Here is a 22,774-nt window from a genome sequence, read left to right on the forward strand (position 1 = left end):
AATTCCAAGACCGGGATGAGCGACACCGGCAGGTAACTGCCGTGCGGCGTGGTGACGTGGAAGAGGTCATGCCGGGAGTTTTCCCGAAGAACTGGCCTCATCCGATTACGGCAAACGTCCTGGAAACGGCGAGCCGTGATTTCGCCGAAATGCTTGGCTCGTTGCCGCAGGTATCATGCCAGCCGACCAAGTTCACCTCGCATCGCGCGAAGAAAAGCGCTGATGTTCGCACCAAGATAGCGCTTGGCTATATTGAAGATTCGCGCCTTCAGCCGCAGATGTATTCCGGCGCCGACAGTTTCTTCTTCTACGGCGCCATGGCGTTCATTGTCGATCCCGACTTCGACATCATGAAGCCAACAATTCGGGTGACGTCAACAGCCAATTGCTATTACCTGCGTAACTTCAAGGGTGACGTTGCCGCGTTTTATCAACGCTGGTATGAGACCATCGACTGGCTTGTTGCGAAGTTTCCGGAACACAAACACAAAATTAAAAACCAAGATGCTTTTCACTTTGGTGAGCATGGCTCGACCATGCTCGAAGTGGTCAAATATTACGGCCCCCAGTCGTGCAAAATTCTGTTGCCAGATCGCAATCTGGTAATCCGGGACAGCCCCAACCCCCTAAACAAGACGAACGTCTATATTGCTGAACGGTATCGCTGGGACGGGGAGCAGCGTGGGCAGTTCGACGACGTTGCCTGGACGCAGATGGCGAAGGCACGCACCGCCTTGTACGGCATGGAGGCCAGCGACCAGGCGCTAAACGCGCCGTGGGCGCTGCCTGAGGATGTCACCACGGTCTCACTGGGGCCGCGCTCGGTGATGCGTTCGCGGGAGCCGGAAAAGATCGGCAGGGTTCCGATCAATATGCCCCCCGAGGCATATTCGCAGCAAGAGTTTCTGGCCGGTCAAGAACGCATGGGCGCCCGGTATCCCGAAGGGATGACCGGCAACCTTGATGCTTCCGTCATTACCGGCCAAGGTGTCAATGCTCTCCTGAGCCAAGCCAACCTGCAAGTCAAGGTCGCTCAGGAGCTAGTGGCGATCGCGTTGCAGGACGCGATCGCGCATGCTTTCGAGATGGATGAGGTCTTTTGGCCTGATTCGCAAAAGACCACCGAAGGCGCCACCGAGGGGGCGCGATTCGCTGTACGGTACACGCCTGCGAAAGACATCAAGGGTGACTACAGCGTTTCCGCAACCTACGGTTTTGCGTCTGGGCTTGATCCCAACCGAGCCCTGGTGTTTATGCTTCAGCTTCGGGCAGATGGAAATCTCTCCAAAGATACGCTCATGCGTCACATGGGGCATCTCTTTGGTGTAGGCGCCCAGGAAGAGCTGGAGCGCGTTGATGCCGAAGAGCTGGAGGCCGCGCTGAAGCAAGGTTTGTTTCAGTTGGCATCATCGATTGGCAATCCCGAGATGGCTGGCATGGGCGTGGACCCGCGTTCGGTTGTGCGTCAAATGGCGCACGTGATTGAACAGCGCGAAAAGGGCAAGCCGCTGCATGACGCCATTCTCGAAGCGCTGGACTTGCCTGACGAGGAGTTGAATCCCCAGGCGCCCCAACAGGGTTCGCCTGGAGGCGATGAGGAGCTAATACCTGGAATGCCGCCTCAAGGCGGCTCGCCGGACCTCAACATGATTATGGCGGGACTCACTCCTGGCGGAAATCCTAATTTGCAATCAACGGTCTCCAGGCAGCAACGAACAACAGGAGGCTAAGTGGCAATGCGCAAAGCGGGGTCCGGCTCGGGCCGGTCCCGTAAGAACAATTCGACACATCGCGTTCTTGGGCCAACGCCCTATTTTCGCAACCTGAACAAAAGTGGCCGTGCGTTGGGCCGAACGCCTGGCGCTCGTTTTAGTCGACGGAGGAAGTAATGGCAACTGGCCCTACGTATGTTGGTGGAAAGACTGGGCAGATTGGCCCGGAAGATCTTGGCGAACTCGATCTCAGCGCTTCGGATGCTGCGCTTGTCAGCCTCCTGGAGGGCCTGGCTAATCTGGGAATTGTCGAGTACACCACGGTGTAATTTGCTGTAGCGGGCCACCTCCGATGTAGCCGTTGAGGTGATTTGTGCGCCCGCATAGGGCCTGTAGGCGATCGCCGTGACAGGCAAACGCTGGCCGCCCATTCCCCCGTTATGGGCGGCCAGGATTCGGGGGTGGATGGCGTCGACCGTCTGCGAAAACCGCATGCGGACCAGGCGGGACAGGAGTTCGAATCTCCTCACCTCCACCAAACATCTTTGGAGGGTATGTGTGCAATAAAGGCGACTGTGAACAGTGCCGTTATATCGGAAGCTTGAAAGACATCGCCAAAGAAAGCGACGACCAAAAATTGATGGGCCGCGCCACCCACATGCAAGACCAGCACGAGGCGGAGCATGAGCATGGACGATGACGAAATTGGTGAAGAGCTGGACGAGGCCCAGGATTCTCTTTACCACCCCTGTCAGTGGTCGTGGACTCTGTGGGCAGGGCAGCAATTTGACAGCATCGGAAACATCTTCGACAACATCGGCACGATGTTTCATGACACCACAATCATGCTTCGCCAGCACTATCGCTGGAAAAAGGAACGCGAACATTTGATGTCCGATGGCCTACGCGAGATCCGACAACTAACGGGGGAGTAAATGGCTCAGCATGGTGGATACCGCGAACCCGAGCAGGCCGCCGCTGTAAGCGGTCCTGGCGCGCTTGCTCGTCGCACCGACGGGCCAATGCGTGGCTCTGGCCCCGTGGTTCCCGGCGAAGTCGCGGTTGATGACATGCGCGAAGCTGGATCCGGGGGCGACCAGAGGGGTCACCCGCAGGTTGACACGTCGTCCATCGTGCCACTTGAGGCCGAAAGCCAGCATCCGGAAATGCCAGTCACATCGGGCGCTCAGTTCGATCCGAACGAGCGGCCACCTGGCGCTGACGAAGACGTGCTCATGGTCGGTCAGCATTTACAACTATTCAAGCGCCTGGCGTCAATGCCTGGCACGAGCAACGCTACACGTCAGATGGTTCGGCAACTGGAAGGACAACTGAGGCAATGAGTCAGCGGGATTGGTGGCTAGAGCGCACGGGGCGCGCAGCCGGAGCCACGTCGGGGCGCACGAGTCGCGAACCCGATTATGGCCTGGCGGCGGATGTGGGCACCTCCACCATTCCTTCGCCGCAAGAGCATGATCAGGTCGTCAACTCGATGACGACGATGGTGGATGTTCAGGATCGTGCCGAAATTGCCCGGCAAAATTTGATGCAGATTCACCAGACCATCACTGAGGCTGGTCGTCAAATCGGGGAGAACAAGGGGTGGGAAGCCCCAAGTTGGCTCGGCCCCCTCCAGGGGGCCGCCACGTGGACTGGTCGTGCGTTCGGCAAGACCGCTGATGCCGTTGGAACCGGCATCAGCGGTGGCTGGAAGGGGTTGCAAGCTGGCTCGCGCTGGCTGGGGGAGCGCATCCTCGGAGAGGATGCCAACTCAGCCCTGAACAACGCTGTGGACAGCGCCTACGACACGATGGGCGATGCCGGAACTGCCTTCTGGGATGGCTACACTCACACAGCAGAAATCATCGATCGGTCGCTGTCAACGGCTGTTCTGTCTGGAACTGTCGCTGATGAACGTGGCTGGGACCCGCTGGCTCGCTTCTCGCCAGAAAACATCGGTGAAGCCTGGGAGCTCAGCGAGAACGTAACCGCCGGGCAGGCATTAGTCGACCCGATTTGGCTCGAAGACGACCTGTTTTCAAACGCCACTGATGAAACCCTTGAAGCATACCGCGAAGGTTTCGACGAAATGGGCAGGCCACTCGATGCGGCCTACCAGGAAGTGCGCGACGAGAGCGCGTTGTATAACATCTCTTCCGGTGCGCTTGATTTCATCAAAGCCTTCTACTTCGACCCAGCGGTCATCGCCGGTAAGGGCATCAGCGTTGCTCGCGGTGTTTACCGTGGCGATCTGGCCAACATGACGCGGCGCCAGGAGCGCCGCATGACCGAGATCGTCACCGCCTCCCCACGGCGCTTAGAGCGCATGCACGTTCGCCGCACCGACATCGCGGGCCAGCGTGCGCTGGCGCTGCGAGAGCGCATTAACAACCTTGCTGACGAAGTGCGCGCAGGCTCGCTGGATGAGACCGATTTGATTCGTCGCGAGCAGGCGTTTGCGATGCGTCCTGACTCGGCTGCCGTGTTCGCGGAAGCGGCTCGTGCTAAACGCATTGACACGCGTACGGGTGAGTTCCTTAATGAGCATGACGACGAGCTGTTCCGCGCATTCCTGGGTGTTTCACTAGGAGATCAGCGAAGTATTGACAAGCTTATGTCGCGCGGACGTCGCGGTCAGGAGCTTGTCGAGGATGTTGCCCGCATGGGCACGACCCGCAACAACACGCTAGCCGAAGTAGCTCGCGCCTCTGAGGAAGAGGCGCTTCGCATTGGCGATGAAATCTCTAACCTCGTCACCAACTCTGGCGGTCGGCAATTCCGGGACGTACGGGTTAACCGCAACAGGGGGCGCCTGAATGTCGTTGGTGACGGCGAGAAGTCGTTCGATCTCGTAGGCCAGCGTGTGGTGTGGGATACGACTCCACAGGGCGTCACGTCTGAAGCCACCAGGCAACTGCGGGACACCATCCAGGCGCGCGCCCTTACGGCGCGCGAGTCGGCTGAGTGGGCGACAGACTTACGTACGCGCCTGGAGCGATTCACGGGCTATCACATGTGGCTCGATGATGTGACGCAAAAGGCTGCGGAGTCGCCTCTGCGACTGGTGCCTGGTGCGGGACGATCAGCCCCTAATCGCCTGCTGGATCGCCGTTCAGAAGCTCGGATCGGTTTGATGACCGATCCGGCACAAAGTGATGTACGCACCAGCATCTTCCGGCCCAACAAGGCCAATAACGTAGGTGCGTCGATTATGAAGCCAGCCCCTGGCTGGATTCGTCGTCGCCCCGGTGTACTCGACCTGCATCGGCCAGATGAAGGTTTCAAGTCGGTTGAACGCTATTTCGATCAGATGCGGGTCTACGCTGGCGTGGGGGCAATCCAGTCGCACATGGGTGTGGAGCGGTTTGAGGCTTTGCAGCGCAGCATGTCTAATCGCATGCTGCGGGCCAACAACGACGTCGAGCGTCGTCGCGTTGCTGAAGAAATAGACGCAGTTGGCGTCGAACTTGTTGCCACCAAACATGGCTTAACACCGCAGCAAGCTTTGATAATCGCTCGCGACCTCCAGAATCGCAAGCAACAGCTCTGGGGCGACATTGAGCGCCGATACGTCGAGACGCGCGGGCGGGACGCCGATCCAGATGCCCCGATAGGGCAAATCGAGGTCAGTGATGGGTCTGACCTCGTGATGATGGACATGCCGCTGTCGGTGACGCAACTTAAAAATCATCACTTCGGCACCGACTTGAGGGCCTTGGATTCACTGTTGCAACGCCATTCTGGCGGCATCCGCAACCTCCTTGGTGAAGGCGGGGATGCGGCTACGCGAGCACTTGAATACTTCCATATGTACTGGAAGCCCTCGGTGTTGTTCCGTCTCGGATACCCCATTCGGAACATTTCGGATGATGGTGTTCGCGCCCTTTCAATGGCCGAACAGCCGTTCACGATGATCGGCAATATGGGTATTGGTGCTGCCCAGCTCATGGCGCGTGCTGGAAAGCGAGTCGCAAACTATGGTCGTGTCCCGCTGAACGTTTATGACCGCAAGCGGTGGCAGGGTCGCAACCAGGATGTTGTGAAGGGCGTCGACCCATCGGCAGCTAGAGTTGATGATGTGCGCATGCGCTCGATTGACGAGCGCACCGAAGGCGTGGACGCTTACGAACGGACCTTGCTGCACGCTCAAGCCAACGGTCGTGCACGCGGCAAGGTCCGTAAACCGTCCATCGTAGGTAGCATCGAGCGTTGGCTAAAAGACGATGACACGTTCGCGTTCGACGCTGCACGCAGCAAAAAGGTCAACGCCAACAATGTTCATGACTTCGGTCTTTCCGATGCCGTGACGATGAGCAGCCGCCCCACGGCTGCTCAGATTGCCCGGTTTGCTCGGGAGCACTCAGATCGTCTTTCGCATCAAGACGGCGCGGTACTTGTGCAGAAGACATCTGATGGTTGGCGCATGACCGTGGGGCGTCAGGGTGCCAAATGGAAGCCTATCGATCAGGTGACTCCGCGTGCTATGACAAACCGCGTCAGCATTTGGACGCGCCAGGACGAGGAAGTCGAATTTGGTGCGCCCGGTGAACCGGGCGCCGGTGACATGTTCGTTCCGCTGTCGTCGTCAAGCGAAGATGCCTGGAAGCCACTCGCGTTTGGGGGAGAGCTGAACGCGGCGCAGGTTCGTGGCGAGATTATGCGCGGTCGTCGTACACAGACGGCCGATGGTCGCGGGCATGCTGAATTGGCGTCGGAAATCATCAACAGGGAGATCCTTCCTGACCCGATTATCCGCCGTTATTTGGATTCTGAAACGACTGACGATTTTGTTAAATGGCTTCGTTCCCCAGAGGGGCGTCGTCAGGGTCGGCGAGTGCCACACAAGGCGGCCAACCCGCAGAAGTGGACCGATGAGATTGAGCAAATGCTCAACGATCTCTTGCCAGACGAAGCGCTGCGACAGAAAGTGCGCGCTGGCCAAAAGATTGACTCAGATGAGATCTGGCTACGGATGCAAGACAATCCGAGTAGCGTACCGGGATATCTTGACGAACGAGCCATTCAGACGGTCTTCGGCAAAGGGCCACAGGCTGGACTGGTTACTCGGCTGGTCAACAAGATCTACGACGCTCTGGCGGTTATGCCCACTGACATGGTGGCGCGCCAACCGTTCTTCCGGGACCAATATAAGGCCCGGTTGCGGCGCATCGTGGATTCGGCCGACGAGGGTCGGCCGAGCGGCGAGGTTATGGAATTCGCCGAACGCCAAGCCCGAGAGTATGCGTTGGGCCAAGTTCGTCGGTACTTGTTCTCGTTGGCCGACAGCACGGACCTAAACCACATGTTTAGGTTTGTGTCGCCGTTCATGGCTGCATGGCAAGAAACTATGGCCCGGTGGGCCACCATCGCCATGGAGCGACCCCACAACGCCTTCCGCGTGTGGGGTCAGGGCTGGCAAAGCTTCGATGAGTTGTTCTTTCTCGAATTCGTTGATGATGAAGGCCGGAATAAAGACGATCCGGATCACGGCGACCTGAACAATATCATTATCCCCATGCCAGATGGGGTGAAGGATGTTGCTGGTTTGCTGCCAGGAATTGATCGAGAATCCTTGCAGTATCTCGATGGGGTCAACGTCAACAAGAACAGCCTGAATGCCATCATGCAGGGCAACATGCCTTGGATGGTGCCAGCCGGTCCTCTTGTGCAGTTTCCGGTAAGTGAGCTGTATAAGGAGAAGCCATGGCTGGTTGATGAGAACGCCTTTTCGGAGTTCACTCATAAATGGTTGATGCCTGTTGGACCAACAGACATTTACGACATGATTATGCCTGCTGGCTGGCAGCAGTCAGTGCATCGCTGGATGGCTGGCGTTGAGGACCCCGTGTTCCAAAGCTTTGCCGCTAACTATCATCGAGCACGCATTCATGAATGGCGCTCGAATGGTCAGGTTGGGCCGGAGCCCTCGGAGTCACAGTCGACGCAAATGGCACAACAACTACAGTTGTTCCACGCCATGGGCCGTTTCGCGTCACCGGGCTCGTTCACCCTTGAGACTGGGGTACCGAGCATGAACGAATCGGCGTCGTTTTTCATTCAGGCGGCTCGCCGGATCCGCGATGAAAATCCAAACGCGTCAGAAGGTGAGCTTCTGACGCTCTTTGCCGAAGAATATGGTGAAGATGCCTGGGTTTGGTGGAGCGGCACCAGCGAGAACGGCACCGGCCTTCCCGCTACGTCGGATGCAGTGAAGGCTTACGAAGCCAACAAGGACGTCATTGAGGACAATCCTGATCTCGCGTTGCTGTTCACTGGAATGGATGTGTTTAACGGCGACTATACCTACGAGTCGTATCTACATCAGCAAGATTCCGGTCATCGTGAACGCATGAGTGGCCAGGAAGTGATTGCTGAATCAGAACGTGCTCAAGGTTGGGCTGAATATAACCAGTTCGACCAGGCCATCAAGCAAGAGTTGGTGGCCAGGGGCATCACTGATGTGAACGTCAGTGGTGAAGAGGTCGCTGGCTCAATTCAGCGAACAGGTGCTGAGGACCTGCAACTGGCCAAGCAGCGATTCGTCTCCCATCTCAAGCAGAAGTACCCGGGCTGGGAAGAGGACTATTCGGCGTTTGACACTGGCAAGGGGTACCGCACGGTCAACCAGGTACGCCAGTTGATTGACGAAGGGCGCGCCCCCAATCCAGAGTATCGGCCCGACTGGGCCGGTATCACCGAGTACCTTCAGCTCCATGATGCTTTTGCGGCAGAACTGGATGCCAGATCGATGATGGGTGGCTCCCGCAACATTGAGGCACAGGAGAATCGTGATCTGGCAGTTGCTTGGGAAGCCGCTATCGCGGATTTGACGAGCCGCAACCTTGAATTTGCTGATGTGTATTCAAGGTTCTTTGAGCGCCACAAACTAACCATGGGATCTGGATAATGTCTCTTTTTGTGCAGGACCAACTCGGCGGCGGCGAGTTGGCCACCAACAACCCGCTGCTGGAGCAGTGGACAACTGGCGTGAGCCAGGGGACCGCCCCGGGCGGTCCTGGGGGGCGTTTCCAGGAAATGCGGGAGTACTGGCAGAGGCGTCGGCAGGAAATCCAGCAGATGCTGGAGCAGTCCGGCGCCTCTGGCCTGTTCCCTGGTCCCATGAGAAACTTGGTTGAGCATGGTCAGGCTGGGCCACCGCAAGATCAAAGCTTGCGGCCTGGGCCAATGGCCGATCTCATGGGGCAATCAACCCAGCACGAGGGTCCGCCCTTGCGGCCCGAGGTTGAACCGTCCACTACCGGCACACCGCCTGAGCTCGATGCTGCTCGTTCGGAGTTCGCCGACGAGCAAAAGCGTTTGCGTGATTTGACGCAACGCATTCTTGGGCTTGACCGGGATCCCACACCGAGCGAAGTAGCTGAGGTGTGGAACCTGGGCGTCGATCAGATGGAGGCTGCTGACGCGGTTGGCGCTGACCCGATTGATCCGTGGCATTGGATTGAGCAGGAAGCTGCCAACGCAGAACTTGAGCGCGAAGAAGCCGAAAAGGCTGAACTTGAGGTTTCTCGTGACATTCAGAAGGTTATTTCACTGACGGACCCTGATACCGCTGGCACGGTTATTCGATCTGCCATGCAGCGAATCCTCCGACGTGACCCGTCGGAGGAAGAGGTCCAAGCGTTCGTTGAGGCACTCAACGAGAAGGAACGTGGCTCGCCACAAGTGACAGAGCGCACCGTGACGCCTGGCGAGGATGGCGAGGCAACGGTTACGGAAACCACCCAGGAGGGTGGTGCTCCACAACCTGGCGAATTTGCCGAGATGTTCATCAACGATGAATTCCGCGATGAAGCCGATATTCAGTATATCGGCACCGACCTTTATCAAGGAATAATCCAAGCACTAGGGAGTCCAGTCTAGATGTTCAAGCCCGTCCCAGATGGCCGGGTGACTGCGACATTCGGCCAGCGGGGGCGGCATTGGGCTCAAGGGCACACTGGCTTAGATTTTGCGGCCCCTGCTGGAACTCCGGCTTATGCGGTAGCCGATGGCGTGGTCGTCGGCGTGGAGTCTGGTGGCGCATATGGCAACCGGGTGCGTGTTCGCCACCTTGACGGCACTGAATCCATGTATGCCCACCTAAATGCCGCCTCCGTACGGCCAGGTCAGCCAGTGCACCGTGGTATGCAAGTAGGTCAAGTTGGCTCTACGGGGAATAGCACCGGCCCCCATCTGCATCTAGAAATCATGCGTAATGGCCAGCAGGTGGATCCGATGCCATGGCTGCAATCTAATGGCCAATATGAACCTTCGTCTCACGCTTACGGAATAGGCGCTGGCGCTAGTGCGCCAGCGAAAATCCGAAACATGCCTGACGTGGTGCAGTACCGTAATCCACAAGAAGTATTGGCGTCCATGCGGGCAGAGGAAATGGAGGCCAGTTTTGCCGACGCCAGTAGCCAGGGGCTTAGTTCTGGTGTTGAGCGGCCAGACATTGTACCCACCGGCGTTTCGGATGCCGTTGACCGGCAACGTAACTTCTTCGAAACTCGCGAACAGCATCTGCGGCATCGACGGCTCATGGCCGAACAACAAGAAATGATGTCCCAAACGGCTGGTGGGCCGTGGACTCGCACATACAACGTTCCCATGAACAAGGGAACTGGCGTGGCATCTGGGTTCAACGCCGCCGTTGGTGCGCCCGGTGGCGGCGGTGAGTTCGCACAATTGATGTCAGCCATTGCGCAACAGGAGTCCGGTGGCAATTATAACGCTCGAAATGCAAGCTCCGGTGCCCTGGGGAAGTACCAAATTATGCCATCCAACGTGGGCCCGTGGAGCCGTGAGGCTATCGGGCGAGCTGTGAGTACCGAGGAGTTTCTGAACAATCCCAATATTCAGGAATCGGTCGCACGTCATCAATTGCATAAATATTACCGGCAATATGGTGCGCGAGGCGCCGCCATCGCCTGGTACGCCGGTCCTGGCGCTTTGAAGTACAACAACGGCGCGTTGAACCGACCGCAAGGCGATTATCCGTCGATTTCTGGATATGCGCAAAACATCCTTGAAAGAATGGGACTGTAGATGGCGAGCTTGAGCGATATCGCAGAAGCTGCCGGTATGAGCGTGGGGTTTTTCCGTGAAGCTGGCATTATGGACGTTCTCCGGAAAGCCCGTGACGGAAAATGGGCACCAGATAGGGTTGCTCAAGAGATCCGGAATTCTGACTGGTATCAGAGTACAGCAGAATCTGAACGTCAGAATCTGCTTCTCAAGCACCAGGATCCGGCCGAGTTTCAGGCGCGCCGCGAGAGCGTGCGCGCTGAGGTGTTCAGGGTTTCCCGGGAAACTGGACTTGGCTGGGGAATCGAAGATGGTGCTTTGCATAAAGCCGCCGACATGGCGCTACTGAACAACTGGTCAGAAACGCAAATTCGTAACCATCTCGCTGGCCTTGGCTCTGTCGAGCAGCGCATGAAGAAGGGGAAGGCCCTTACTGGCGACGCGGGGGCCGCTGAGGCTATGGTGCGGCAACTGTCACAGGACTTCGGAATCGACATTTCTGACTCGTTCCGGCGCACCATGGTATCCAATATGGCCCATGGGAAGTGGGACGAGAATTATGCCAGGAACTATTTCGCTGGCAAGGCTCGAAATAAGTACCGCGCCCTGGCTGATGACATTGATCGCGGTATGACGGTTCGTGAAGCCGCTGAGCCATATACGAATGCTATGGCTCAGTTGCTGGAGATCAATCCAGCCGAGGCTGATCTTAACGACCCGCTTATCAAGAAGGCTATCACATCACGTGATGGCCTCATGGACATGCAGGAATTCGAAACGCGCGTCCGAAACGATGAGCGATGGATGCGAACGAAGAATGCTCAAGACGATTTCATGTCGGCGGGTCGAGAGATTTTGCAGTTGTTTGGTCAAATAGCGTGAGGTGAGGCATGGCATCCCTGTGGGGAAATCTCTCAGGCGCAAATCGTGATGCTGCCGCCGCACTCATCACGTTGTTTGAATCCTACGATCTTGGCTCTTTGGCTCCCCGGATCGTACGTTACGTCAAAGAAGGGCTCGGAAGAGACGCGATATACCTTCAACTCCAGGAAACCCCGGAGTGGAAAGAGCGATTCAAGGGCAACGATATGCGGCGCAAAGCCGGACTACCAGCTCTTTCGCCTGAAGAGTATCTAGCCACTGAGCGCGGGTATCGACAGGCATTGCGTCAGGCAGGGGTGCCGCCAAACCTGTGGGACAAGCCGCAAGATTTTCATAAGTTCATTGGTCAGGATGTGGCCCCTGATGAGGTCGCGGAACGCGCTGAACGCGCCAGCAATCTGGCCAACTCGGTTGATCCGCAACAGCGTGAAGTTCTTGCCCGCCGATTGGGAATTCGGACGGGCGATATGGCGGCCTACTACCTGAACCCCGACAAGGCGCTACCTGAGCTTCAGAGGCGTGTCGACACGACGCTCATTGAAGCTGAACGCATTCGTGCGGGCTTCCGTTCGGGGTCGCAGAGTGCGGCTGAACGACTGTATGAGCTGGGCATTACGCCCGACGAAGCCCGTGAAGGGTTCGGCCTGATTTCGCAGGTGCAGCCCACAGCCGAACTGCTGTCCCAGACACGAGGCGCGATCGAAGAAATTGGCCTCCGTGATCTGGAAGATGAAGTGTTCGCTGGTGATGGCGACGCCGGGCGGCGTCGTTCACGTCTTGCCAGTCAGGAGCGCGCACGCTTCTCTGGCTCTGGTGGTACCGGCGCAGACACATTTGGCCGCGATCGCCAATTCAACTGATGTTTCTGAACGGCGACATTCTGAAATGTCGCCGTTCATTCACATTGACCACTAGCTCAAATGGCAGAGCAGTTGATTGTTAATCAATGAGTTCCAGGTTCGACTCCTGGGTGGTCAGCTCCAAAAGGGATCGACCGGCCCCCTTTTGCGAAATAGTCCGGTAGCGGGAGCGTTTTTGCACGCCCCCATTGTGCGAATTCTGGCCTGCGTAAACTAACTATTTAGATGGGAGTAGTCGCATGAGCGACAACCAGCAAAACGACGATCTTTTTGACGGCGAGGAGTTCGAGGAAACCTCTGAAGGCTTCAAGAATCTCCGTGCTGCCCATAAGCAGGCAGCCACGAAGGCTAAGCAGTTGGAAGAGGAACTCAACGAACTCAAGAAGGAGAAGCTGGAGTCAGCCGTCAAGGAGAAGCTCGAAAACGCTGGAATTCCGGATGTGTTCCTGGAAGACGCCAAGAACGCTTCCGATCTGGATGCATGGGTTGAGCAGCGCAAGGGCCTTTTTGGGGCCGCGCCTGCTGTCAATGAAACGACTGACAAGAATGAGGCCGATACTCGGCAGCCTTCTGGTGAGGCCAACCTGTCCGCTGAAGAAATCGAAAAGATGAAGGGCGTTCAGGAGATCCAGCCTGGAGCTTATGTGCCGAATAAGGATCAGGAAATCCAGTCAGATCTTCAATCCATTCTCCAGCCTGGCATGAGCCGGGATGAAGTGTATCGACAGCTTCGAGAAAAGGGCTATTCGCAGTAATCGTGAGAAGCCCTTTCCGCAAATAAGAAAGGGCAATAATGCCTAACCAGCCTAACAGCACTACGACTGCGTTTGGTGAAGTTCAACTTCACCCGGCGTGGGATGAATTGCTTCGATGGGAGCTGCATTCGCAGCCTCTATTCCGCCAGTTCGTGAGCGCTCCTGGCCTGGTGTCGCCCACCAACAACGCCAATGTCGGTTATATCCCGGTACAGGCGTATGAGGATGTGGCAGAAGACCGCCACGTACTCGATGAGGTTGTGGCGGTTGATCAGCAACAGGCCAAGCCGTTGTACTACGTGCGTATTCGCGTTACCGAACACGGTAAACGAATTGGTCGCACCAAGCTTCTGCGTGATTCTGCCTACATCCCTGTGGATGAACAGCTAGTGCAGAAGATGACCGTACACGCGGCTGACACCATGGACGCGCTTGCGGCCGACCAGCTTTACGATGGCCGCCAGTGGCGGTCAAGCGGTCATTCCCCTGAAGTCGACGGCTATAGCGTTACGGACACCGAGCAGCCGTTTAACCAGGTCGTTGGTGTCACCACCGGCGGGTTGGTCAATGACAGCTATGACCCGGATGTGAACCGCACAGACATCACGTCTGACCACACGCTCACCTCCCGCGTGAGCGCTCGGATCGTGGCTCGGTTGCGGGACGCGAGCGCCATGCCGTGGCAGGGCACGGACTTCGTTGGCATCATGTCCAATGACACCGCAATCGACTTCCAGGAGGACACCGGCGTGCTCGGCTGGAGCGAGCCGCATAAGCGGGTCGACACCACACCAATCTACGCGGGCTCCGTGGGTCGGTATCGCGGCGTCGAATGGATCGTGCACCCGCGTGCACGCAAGCTCGAGGGTGCGGGCTCTGGCGGCGCCAACGTTCACCAGACGCTCATCTTCGGCCGAGATGTGCTCGCTGAGTGGACCAAAGATGAGGTGCGAGCCGGTCTTGAGCCGGAATTCGACCCGTGGCGGCGCCACATTGGCCTGACCTGGTACTACCAGGGTGGTTTCGCGATCTTCCGCCAGGAGCCCCTGTGGAGGATCGAGCACGGTTCCGCTGAGAACTAATCTCGCTGAGTAAAAGGGCGGCCTTTCGGGGCCGCCCTTTTCTATGGAGGCATGGTGTTTCACTTTTTCCCTCCAATCGTTGAGGAGCACGACGAGCGCCTCGTGAATGACCCCAACGGGGTTGTCCGGCGCGCCACATTTATTCGAGGTGTCTCCGTCGTGCTTCAAGATGGTGAATTCGTGAATGCCCGTTGGGTCGTACCACAACCTGGCTGGGTCGAGGGCCGAGATTTCTTCGTTGGTGGGTTCCACTACACGATAGACAACGAAACGGCCGAACTTCTCCAAAGTTCTGGATATGAGGTAGCCCCCGTTGAGTAATTGCAGTTCGAGTTGCCCCACTCAAAACCACACCACCTGGGGGGAGTGTGTCCGGAATAAAGGCTTGAAAATCGGGTGGGCAAACTCCGCAAATGGCGCAGATCTGAGTCAGCAAAAGAAATGGGACAACCGGATTCAGGAATACCGATCAGCCCGACGTCAGGGAATCATGCCGGATGGCATTTCCACTAAGCAGATTCGGCGTGCTCTTGATATCAGCAATGAAACCGGTCAGGCATATCGGGCAGATGCGGCTGGCACGCTCTAGGAGGTTGCATGTCGCTTACCGTCGCCGATGCGTTGAATGAACTGGCCGGAACCGAAGGACTGACCGAGACCGGCGCCGCCAATAAGCTGGCCGGAACTACCGGGCGCTCTCTGGCAAAAGCATTGAACGTATATGCGATGACAGAGGGCCTCACCGAGGCAGGCGCGGCCAACGCTGCTGCTGGCACTAATGGCCTCACACTTTGTGGCGCACTAAACAGATTGGTGGAGGATAGTGGCTCGTAGATATAAGTTTGGAAACACCGGCGACTCGTACGTCGCGAGCGTGACACCAAACGGCGGGTTTGTGTGGGTGCGTCCCAACGAGACCATCCAGTTTTTCGAAGATCCAGATGGTGCAGTACAGATCACCGACCTGCTCGACGAAAACAATGAGCCAATTACTGAAGTTACCACCAATGAGTTTGGTGAGTGGGGTCCAGTTTGGGGACCCGAGGGCGTGGCTACTATCTATTACGGCCAGTCTGGCAACGTCCGTGTTAGTGCATCTACTGATGCCACAGACGACATTCCTGGCGTAGTCGAAACTGTTGATGGCGTTGATGCATCCATTAGTGACCTGGAGGCCAACAAAGTCGACAAGCAGGCTCGAGCACATCAGCTCACCCCTGATGTAGCTCCGGGAACGGCAGGACGCTATGCGATTGTTTATGACCCTGAAGGCCTGCCCGATGGGCAGGTAGAGATTGAGCAATCTGACGCCGAGGGCACGGTGGTAGCGAACACGGTTCCTCGCCGTTTGGCAGACGGCCATGTGCAAGGGCCATCTGCCGACCCCACACATGCTCAGCACTATACCACTAAGGCATATGCCGATGGCCTTGTTAATGGGTACGCCACGTTAGATGGTCCTCAAACATTCACTGGTGAGCACACCTTTGATCCTGAAGATGGTTCTGGCAGAACCGCCAATATCACACCATATGGAACCGTAAGGGTCATAACAGGTGACAATAAGCACGCAGAACTGGGAGAAGAGGGTCTTACCACATCAAGAGACAATTCTTTCCAAGAGTTCACTCGGGCACATTGGGACCAAGTACGCGTCAGTCATCATGCAAGCTCTTTTACCCGAGAAGGGATTCTTCGGCCAGGATTCTTGAATGTTGAACATGAGGATCCACAGCAAACCGCAGTTAGTGTCGTAAATGACGGTGCAGAAACGCTCTCCATCCAAGCTAACGGCGTTACAAGCATTAATGGTACGTCACAAAGAATCGACCTCGATGGCGACGATTCTTCTAATGGTGTCGTTGTTCGCGATGGAACGTTTCGGGGCCGCGTCAGGCCAGCTAAAGTCGATGCAGTAGATACATTCACCGGTGACGCTACAGAAATTGATCAGTGGCGTGTCCAGGTATGGCGTTATAACCAATCTTTCGCATCATTTCAGGCATTTGATAATGATGTGGAAGTCTTTTCGGTTGCACGTGATGGCACGGTCTCTGCGCCCAATCTTATGGATGATGTCGCTACTTACGTAGCGAATCTCGACACAGGCTCCACTCCGAGCAATGCCACGATCAGGGACAAGGTTAACGAACTTCTGGATGCCTTGAAGAATGCCGGGATTATGGAGGCTAGCGCGTAATGCCATTGTTTATTCCCACAACAGCTGAACCTTCCGTCTCCATCGCCCGGTACACAACCCAGGAGCTTGTTGAGGAAATCCTTGGTCACCTTAGCGGACACACGATCGACCAAGGACAAATGTCGTTTCTCACCAGAAACATGAACATCAACGATTTGCAGATGCATGTCGATGATCTGTCTGGTTTTTCACGGGGAATTGCCGAAGTTGGATTTGAGCTTGTTTACGTGACAAGTGTCGACAGCAATAAGTGTGTTATTGCCCCGCACGGGCGGGGCTATCGAGCCTCCTTTCCGGCCGCATGGCCTGAAGGCACCGAGGTAAGTTTTGCTCCACGTTTCCCGCGATCGACGGTCCTCAATGAGCTAAACGACGTTATTTCTAGTGTCTTTCCAACGATCTGGGCTGTAGGAACCACCGAACTAACAACCGATGGTGTCCGACGTACCTACGAACTTCCCGCTGAAACGGCGGACATACTGGAAGTCGAGTGGAAGCCAGTTGGCCCAACTGGTTCGTGGGAGAACATCGATCGCTACAGCTTTGACTCGACAGCGCCCACCCGGGACTACAAGAACGGCAAGAGCATTACTTTGCCACACATTACTCCTGGGCGCCCAGTGAAGGTAACGTACATGGCGCGTCCTAGCGCGCTGCCCATTGAAGGCGAATTCACTGACACAGGGTTGTCTGAGACGGCCTGGCCTGCCGTGAAATATGGCGTGCTGCATCGTATGGCAGCGTCGCTGACATTGGGCATGCTGGAGAACGATTCGGCCCAAGGTCAAGAGTACAACCGGACTGGGCAGCGTCCAGTTGCTGCCGAGGTATCTGACTATTATCGCGCGCTGCATCAACAGTATTTGTCTGAAGAGCAGTCACGCCTGCGCACGCAAGTATCTACACGCGTCAGCTTCCGGGGATAACCATGGTTGATCATAACTATTCGTCGGTCGCCGTTCCGGCGACTCTTACCGCAGACATTGATGCGGCAGATACTACGCTTAGCGTTGATAGCGCGACAGGCTACCCCTCGACGCCATTTACTGTTGTTCTTGCCGAAGACACGCCTGAAGAGGAAATTGTCACAGTTACGTCTACGTCTGGCACAACGTGGACAGTCGACCGTGAGCAAGATGGTTCGGCTGCGTTACCACATACTGCGGGCACTGCGGTCCGTCACAAAGTGACGGCTCGTGACCTGCAATGGTCGCGGCTGCACGAAGAATCCTCAACGCAAGTACATGGGCTAACGTCTGGCACAGTGGTTGGCACATCGCAATCAGCAACCTTAACCAACAAATCAATGTCAGGGAATTCGAATAGTTTCTCGAATATCCCTCAAAGCGCCGTCAATGGCCTTATTGACCTCCAGGCGTTAAATGATCGTGCCCACACCCCACTGGGTTTTCGCGTGTTCTATAAAGAAACCGGAAATTATTACGGTGGCGGCGACTGGCTGCGAATTACCAACTGGATCGACAGCTCAATTTCGCCCGGAGTAGATGGCGGCCTTACCTATGGTATTGACGAAGGCGGCGGAACGCTTCGTGTTAGCACGAGTAGCACTAGTCCCGGACGAGGCATATACAGCATCGGCGCCATCGTCACGGGGCGAGTGAACTCAGGAAATACCGGGATCCTATACATGCGGATTCGGCGCCAAACGCAGAGTGGATCTATCGTCATTCTTGGCCGCGACCGGTACCAAAAAACCACCACGGGCACATACGACGCAAACGTTCAGGTAGACGTTCCTTGTGTTTTGCTTGACCCTGGCGATTTTGTGTATGTCGACATCTCCCACACGTTTGGTGGGGGGCTGGGAATTGATGCCGCTCCTGCCGGAGCCAATCGTTTCTCCATGACACTTCTTCGACCGGTTCCGTGAGGTGATAACCCATGGTTGAGTGGGATATCACTGAACCACTACCATTTGATATCGGCGGCCGAACTGATCAAGATGATGCGGTCTTCCGGATCACGGGCAATCCAGCCGACGTGGCCATTGGAAATCTGCCATTCCTGCTCTCCGTGTCGGACGAAACGCCCTACGAACGTGCGCCTGGTCAGACACAGAAAGACCAGTTCGACGCCGACCGGGTGGTCGGCGAGCAATCGCTAGCAGGGTGGTGGCTACGATCCCAATCCGATTTCGCTGGTGGTGCTGGTATCACGTACCGCGAGCCCATCCTCGGCGAGGGCAGCGAGAATCGCTTCATCGATTCTCGCGGAGTCGATGTGTTCTCTGAAGACGCCGTACGCCTACTCCACCGCATGGAGGTGGTCCAGAGTGGCGCTGGCGACGACCTAGAAGCAGTCGGCATCGGCCTGGGACGCACACTCTATCGTGATGGTGGCGATTTCTGGATTATCGATGAAAGTTCAGTAACATCGGTTACTCCAAACGGCACTAATCCCCAGGGAATCGCCCGGATTCCAGATTCGTCTTGGGTAGTTGGGCACGATGCGGGAATTTCCCGTGTGCGAGACTCCGGCACCGTCAGTGACGTTATAACCGGAGCCTCAAGGCCCCTGAGACCCTACTGGGTTAAAGACCGGATCTTTGCGGCACAAGAAGAACGGATCCTTCAACTCACCCTCGACGCGGGGGATATTAGTGCTGACGAAGATGGCTATGTCGTGCACCAGAATCCGTCGAATGCCTGGCGCTGGGTCGGGATTGCCGAAACCCCCGGCGCCGTCTGGGCCGCCGGGGGGGCGAACTCTCGCTCTCATGTTGTGGCGTTCACGGTAGACGCCCAAGGCGAGCTGCCAACCGTCGAAGGCGCTCCTGTACGTATCGAAATGCCTCTCGGCGAACGCATTACGTGCCTCGAAGCATATTCTGACCTGTTGCTGATTGGCACCACAGAGGGGTTTCGCATCGCGGCCACTGACGGAGACCAGGCAGAACTAGGGCCATTACTGTGGGGCGACGAGCAGGCACACAGCATCACGGCCCGCTGGGGATATGCCTGGGTTGGTGTTTCCGGTGGCCTGACTCGCAAGATCAACCTCGGCGTGCAAACCGGTGAAGGGCTGCGTTTCGCGTGGGCTCACGACGCCCAGCTCGACGAGGGCGGCGATGTTTTGGGCCTCGGATGGGTCTGGGGGCAGCTTGTCGTGGCTGCCGCCAACACCGGCGCGGCACGACAGCATAAAACCGAACTCGTGGGGTTTGGTTATATCGACATTGGGTTCTCTCGTTGGGGAGTTCTGGAGGACAAGATCGTCCGCTCCGCCATGATCCTAGGCGACGTGAGTGCGGGGTCTATGGGAATTTCAACGGCCACATCTAGAGATGCCTATGCCCCCGTTGCCACTCTAGGAGGGTGGTCCGGGAGCAAGGAGGTCGATTTGCATCTTCGGCATCCGGTTACCAAGATATCGATTCAACTTCAATTGAATCGCGACAACCTGGACCCGACTTCCGGCCCACAATTTGAAGGCTATCAACTTAGAGCCTTACCGGCGCCACGAAAAAAGCACACGCTTATTCGGTTGCCACTTAAGCTATATGACCAAGAAATGGCCCCCAGCGGGGCCAAAATGGGAGGCAAGGGTTTCGCGTGGGCTCGCTTACGTGAACTGGAGCGCCTGGAAAGACGCAGCGCTCCCGTGCTTTACCGTGACTTTCGAACCGGTGAGTCGCGCACGGTGATCGTAGAAAGTACAGAACATATCGGCCTGGCATCTCCCATTCGAACTAATTCGAATTTCGGAGGAGTTGTCTTGGCCACCCTGCGAACAATCGACTAAGGAGTATGGGTGGGTGAGAAGTCGGACTCCGAGCGCCTCGCGAGCATAGAAACGAAAATCGACAACTTCCTTAAAGTTCAAAGCGATCACGAAACACGGTTACGCTGGGTCGAGCGTGTGGCATATGTTCTTGCCCCCCTTGGCGCCATTGGTGGCCTTGGCGCTTGGTTGGAAAATACACAAATCCTCGGGGGTTAATAGTGGCCTATTCTCTTGATCTACTCAAGAGGTCAGGCATCAAGGTTAAAAAGCGCCCGGAGTGGGGTTCACAATACCCTGTTTCCAGTAATCGCATGTATTTGCCTGGCCGCTACCTTTTCATGCACATTACCGTCACACATCAAACAGGCAGCCTGAATCGCCGGTCTCGTGTCGTTGAGCGCATTGGCGCTCAACGATTCTCAAACACTCGTATGTCTTATATTGCACTCTTGCATAAAGGCGGCGAAGTTCATGAAGGCCAGCCTAAAGGCCGCAAGGGCGCTCACACAATTAACGACAAGAGTGTGAACGGTTTTCCATATGATCTGAATGCTTATGGGCACGCCTTAGCTTATGTCGGCATGGAAAGTGACTTATTTGGCGAGGTTGAAGCCGAATCTGCTGCCCGCTATTTTGCTTCGCTGGTACTTTCCGGCGAAAGCAAGGCAACCAAGATTCTACCACATCGCAAGTTTGCGTGGAAATCATGCCCCGGCGATCAGGTCATGGCCTGGTTGCCTGAAATCAATCGTCGATTCAAGAAATACGTAAAGAACGGACTACCCGGGAGAGATTGGCTCAGTATGGCCACCAAAGAAGACGTCAAAGAAGCTGTCCGCGAAGTTTTGCATGACCCCAGTGCTGGCATCACGTCGATCTCCGGGCAGGCTTGGTCGATCCGATACACCATCGAACGACTGTGGCATCGCTTGCACGCTGATGTCCACCAGAACACCAAGGACATCCCGGAAGATGTGTGGACGTATCGTCACCCATCGTACATTTCGGACAACAACAACACGATGCGGCATGCCCTCCTGTATGCCCAGGAGTCGGCCAACCGGTTGCGCCAGACGACCGTGGTCGATCGCCCCAATGGGGGCGATTCGAGCTACCACTATGCTATTGGTCAAATCTGGGAACTTGTAACCCGTATCGAAAACGCAATGCAGGATCGCCAGGTCTTGACCGACGAAGAAGTCGATGAGCTAATAAATGCGGTCCGCGCTGCGGTTCCGGTGGAAATTTCCGACGACGTCGCCGACGAACTCGGTGAACGCATTGCGGAGGGAACGGCCTCGTGACCTCGTGGTCTTCCTGGCGTCTGGATCACCTCACATGGGGCTGGATCCTGTGGATCCTGTTTTTCGTCGTGTGGGAAACCTACACATTGTGGAAGCATCCAGGCCAAGAACTGACTGCACATCTGCGCCCACTTTTCCAAACCCAGGATCTGGCCTACTTTCTCGCCGTCGGCCTGTACCTCTGGCTCGGATGGCATTTTCTCGTAGACGGACTCTGGATCAACAACTCATAGGAGAACTCAATTGCGCGATTTCGTTAAGCGCATCCGTCATGAACTAGGCACGCTCGTTGGCGGCCTGTCGACAGCCGGACTTCTCGGTGTTTTCGAGGCGGCTGTCATGGACGTCACCAACGAGGTGGCAGCTGGAGTGGTCGCCGTTGGCGCGGCGATCGCCTCTCGGCTGTCTCCGGAAAACGTGGAAACTGACTTCCTCAAGCTAGACCGAGGGTAACAAAAGCGGGGCACCTGGTTAGGTGCCCCGCTTCCGGGCCATGCCTCCAACCCCGCATACGCGGGGAGCACGTCTAAGTTATTGCAACCCTTGGGTCACCCCCGCTTACGCGGGGAAACGCGACCCGCCGCACTGATTTGCGACACCCATACGCGAGTCATCCCCGCTTGCGCGGGGAGTAAGAGAATCGCAAACTGCGACTACAGCCGCACAGGACTCACCCTCATTTGATGAGGAACTAGGTTGTAGCCTACCTTACCCCTCGCCTTCACGCAATCCCCCGCACCTCTTCGGAGGTGCGGGGGGTCTTTTGCGTTCAGATCGAATGCTTGAGCTTTGGAGCCTTGGCCGGGCGTGCAGGCTCCGTGCGACGTGCCACAAGTGCCGCACCGGCGATGCCGAACACGATAGTTACGACCCCCATAAGATCGCTTGATGGTCGGCCGCCGTCCACGAACAGCGTCCACCCGAGGCTGGTAACGAACACGGCCAGGATGAACCCCGCAACGAACCCCCCAATGATCTTCAACACCCTCATGGCGCCTCCCCTCCCGACAACGAGAGAAACTCGTCATACGTGAGGACATCCGCGTCCTCACGGATCTGCGTCTTGCCAGCCTGCCGGATCTCCAGCAGTGGCTCGATGCACTCATGACAGAGATCGCTTGTGACTGGACTGTTGTCAATGGTGGTGACGACCCTGGTGGCGCCCTCAGCGCCACACAGGTCGCACACCAGCACGGTCTTTTCCATGG

General features: G+C 56.6%; 18 protein-coding genes, 1 tRNA gene, 1 other RNA gene and 1 pseudogene. 19 read left to right on the forward strand and 2 right to left on the reverse strand.

Annotated features, from left to right (window positions below):
- Positions 1 to 56 precede the first annotated feature (56 nt).
- From DPM12_RS17615 to DPM12_RS22940, 19 genes and pseudogenes are all read left to right on the forward strand, one after another.
- Positions 57 to 1,730 (forward strand): hypothetical protein, encoded by a 1,674-nt coding sequence (locus DPM12_RS17615; protein ID WP_123788296.1) that lies wholly within the window; start codon positions 57 to 59, stop codon positions 1,728 to 1,730.
- 158 nt (positions 1,731 to 1,888) lie between these two features.
- Positions 1,889 to 2,041, forward strand: coding sequence for a hypothetical protein (locus DPM12_RS23265; RefSeq protein ID WP_158542939.1), 153 nt, complete (start codon positions 1,889 to 1,891; stop codon positions 2,039 to 2,041).
- A 128-nt stretch (positions 2,042 to 2,169) separates the two neighbouring features.
- Positions 2,170 to 2,250, forward strand: a transfer-messenger RNA (tmRNA) gene (gene ssrA / locus DPM12_RS17620).
- 151 nt (positions 2,251 to 2,401) lie between these two features.
- Positions 2,402 to 2,647: a hypothetical protein gene (locus DPM12_RS17625; RefSeq protein ID WP_123788298.1), complete on the forward strand. Its 246-nt coding sequence runs from the start codon at positions 2,402 to 2,404 to the stop codon at positions 2,645 to 2,647.
- Between the two features lie 404 nt (positions 2,648 to 3,051).
- Entirely contained in the window at positions 3,052 to 8,619 is a 5,568-nt protein-coding gene (locus tag DPM12_RS17635) for a hypothetical protein (protein WP_123788300.1), read from the forward strand.
- Positions 8,620 to 8,630: 11 nt separating this feature from the next.
- Positions 8,631 to 9,593, forward strand: coding sequence for a hypothetical protein (locus DPM12_RS17640; RefSeq protein WP_123788302.1), 963 nt, complete (start codon positions 8,631 to 8,633; stop codon positions 9,591 to 9,593).
- Positions 9,594 to 9,935: pseudogene (locus DPM12_RS24530) on the forward strand (M23 family metallopeptidase); the annotation flags it as partial.
- Between the two features lie 105 nt (positions 9,936 to 10,040).
- On the forward strand, positions 10,041 to 10,760 hold the full coding sequence (locus DPM12_RS23970; RefSeq protein WP_245951307.1) for a lytic transglycosylase domain-containing protein: 720 nt from the start codon (positions 10,041 to 10,043) through the stop codon (positions 10,758 to 10,760).
- Positions 10,761 to 11,621: a hypothetical protein gene (locus DPM12_RS17650; protein WP_112259669.1), complete on the forward strand. Its 861-nt coding sequence runs from the start codon at positions 10,761 to 10,763 to the stop codon at positions 11,619 to 11,621.
- An 8-nt stretch (positions 11,622 to 11,629) separates the two neighbouring features.
- Positions 11,630 to 12,481: a hypothetical protein gene (locus tag DPM12_RS22910; protein WP_123788303.1), complete on the forward strand. Its 852-nt coding sequence runs from the start codon at positions 11,630 to 11,632 to the stop codon at positions 12,479 to 12,481.
- Between the two features lie 45 nt (positions 12,482 to 12,526).
- Positions 12,527 to 12,599: transfer RNA gene (locus tag DPM12_RS17660), tRNA-Asn, on the forward strand.
- Positions 12,600 to 12,720: 121 nt separating this feature from the next.
- Positions 12,721 to 13,236: a hypothetical protein gene (locus DPM12_RS17665; protein WP_112259671.1), complete on the forward strand. Its 516-nt coding sequence runs from the start codon at positions 12,721 to 12,723 to the stop codon at positions 13,234 to 13,236.
- Between the two features lie 152 nt (positions 13,237 to 13,388).
- Positions 13,389 to 14,318 carry a major capsid protein gene (locus DPM12_RS17670; protein WP_123788305.1) on the forward strand — a complete coding sequence of 310 codons (930 nt, stop codon included), beginning with the start codon at positions 13,389 to 13,391 and terminating at the stop codon, positions 14,316 to 14,318.
- 597 nt (positions 14,319 to 14,915) lie between these two features.
- On the forward strand, positions 14,916 to 15,152 hold the full coding sequence (locus DPM12_RS22915) for a hypothetical protein (RefSeq protein ID WP_123788307.1): 237 nt from the start codon (positions 14,916 to 14,918) through the stop codon (positions 15,150 to 15,152).
- A 67-nt stretch (positions 15,153 to 15,219) separates the two neighbouring features.
- Positions 15,220 to 16,518 (forward strand): hypothetical protein, encoded by a 1,299-nt coding sequence (locus DPM12_RS22920; RefSeq protein WP_123788308.1) that lies wholly within the window; start codon positions 15,220 to 15,222, stop codon positions 16,516 to 16,518.
- Complete coding sequence (locus DPM12_RS22925) at positions 16,518 to 17,444, forward strand: hypothetical protein (RefSeq protein WP_123788310.1); 927 nt, start codon at positions 16,518 to 16,520, stop codon at positions 17,442 to 17,444. Before DPM12_RS22920 ends, DPM12_RS22925 begins: the two co-directional genes overlap by 1 nt.
- Positions 17,445 to 17,446: 2 nt before the next feature.
- The gene (locus tag DPM12_RS22930; protein ID WP_123788312.1) at positions 17,447 to 18,409 is read left to right on the forward strand and encodes a hypothetical protein; all 963 of its coding nucleotides are present in this window, start codon (positions 17,447 to 17,449) and stop codon (positions 18,407 to 18,409) included.
- A gap of 11 nt (positions 18,410 to 18,420) precedes the next feature.
- Positions 18,421 to 20,280, forward strand: coding sequence for a hypothetical protein (locus DPM12_RS22935; RefSeq protein WP_123788313.1), 1,860 nt, complete (start codon positions 18,421 to 18,423; stop codon positions 20,278 to 20,280).
- A 293-nt stretch (positions 20,281 to 20,573) separates the two neighbouring features.
- Positions 20,574 to 21,566, forward strand: coding sequence for a hypothetical protein (locus DPM12_RS22940; RefSeq protein ID WP_123788315.1), 993 nt, complete (start codon positions 20,574 to 20,576; stop codon positions 21,564 to 21,566).
- Between the two features lie 769 nt (positions 21,567 to 22,335).
- On the opposite strand, the gene DPM12_RS17700 is transcribed toward DPM12_RS22940, so the two are convergent.
- Together DPM12_RS17700 and DPM12_RS17705 are read right to left on the reverse strand one after the other, a co-directional pair.
- Positions 22,336 to 22,557: a hypothetical protein gene (locus DPM12_RS17700; RefSeq protein ID WP_112259678.1), complete on the reverse strand. Its 222-nt coding sequence runs from the start codon at positions 22,555 to 22,557 to the stop codon at positions 22,336 to 22,338.
- Positions 22,554 to 22,772 (reverse strand): hypothetical protein, encoded by a 219-nt coding sequence (locus DPM12_RS17705; protein WP_112259679.1) that lies wholly within the window; start codon positions 22,770 to 22,772, stop codon positions 22,554 to 22,556. The genes DPM12_RS17700 and DPM12_RS17705 overlap by 4 nt, the downstream gene beginning before the upstream one ends.
- Positions 22,773 to 22,774: the final 2 nt, after the last annotated feature.

This window comes from Phytoactinopolyspora halophila (genome assembly GCF_003287285.1).
Taxonomy (GTDB): Bacteria; Actinomycetota; Actinomycetes; order Jiangellales; family Jiangellaceae; genus Phytoactinopolyspora_A; species Phytoactinopolyspora_A halophila.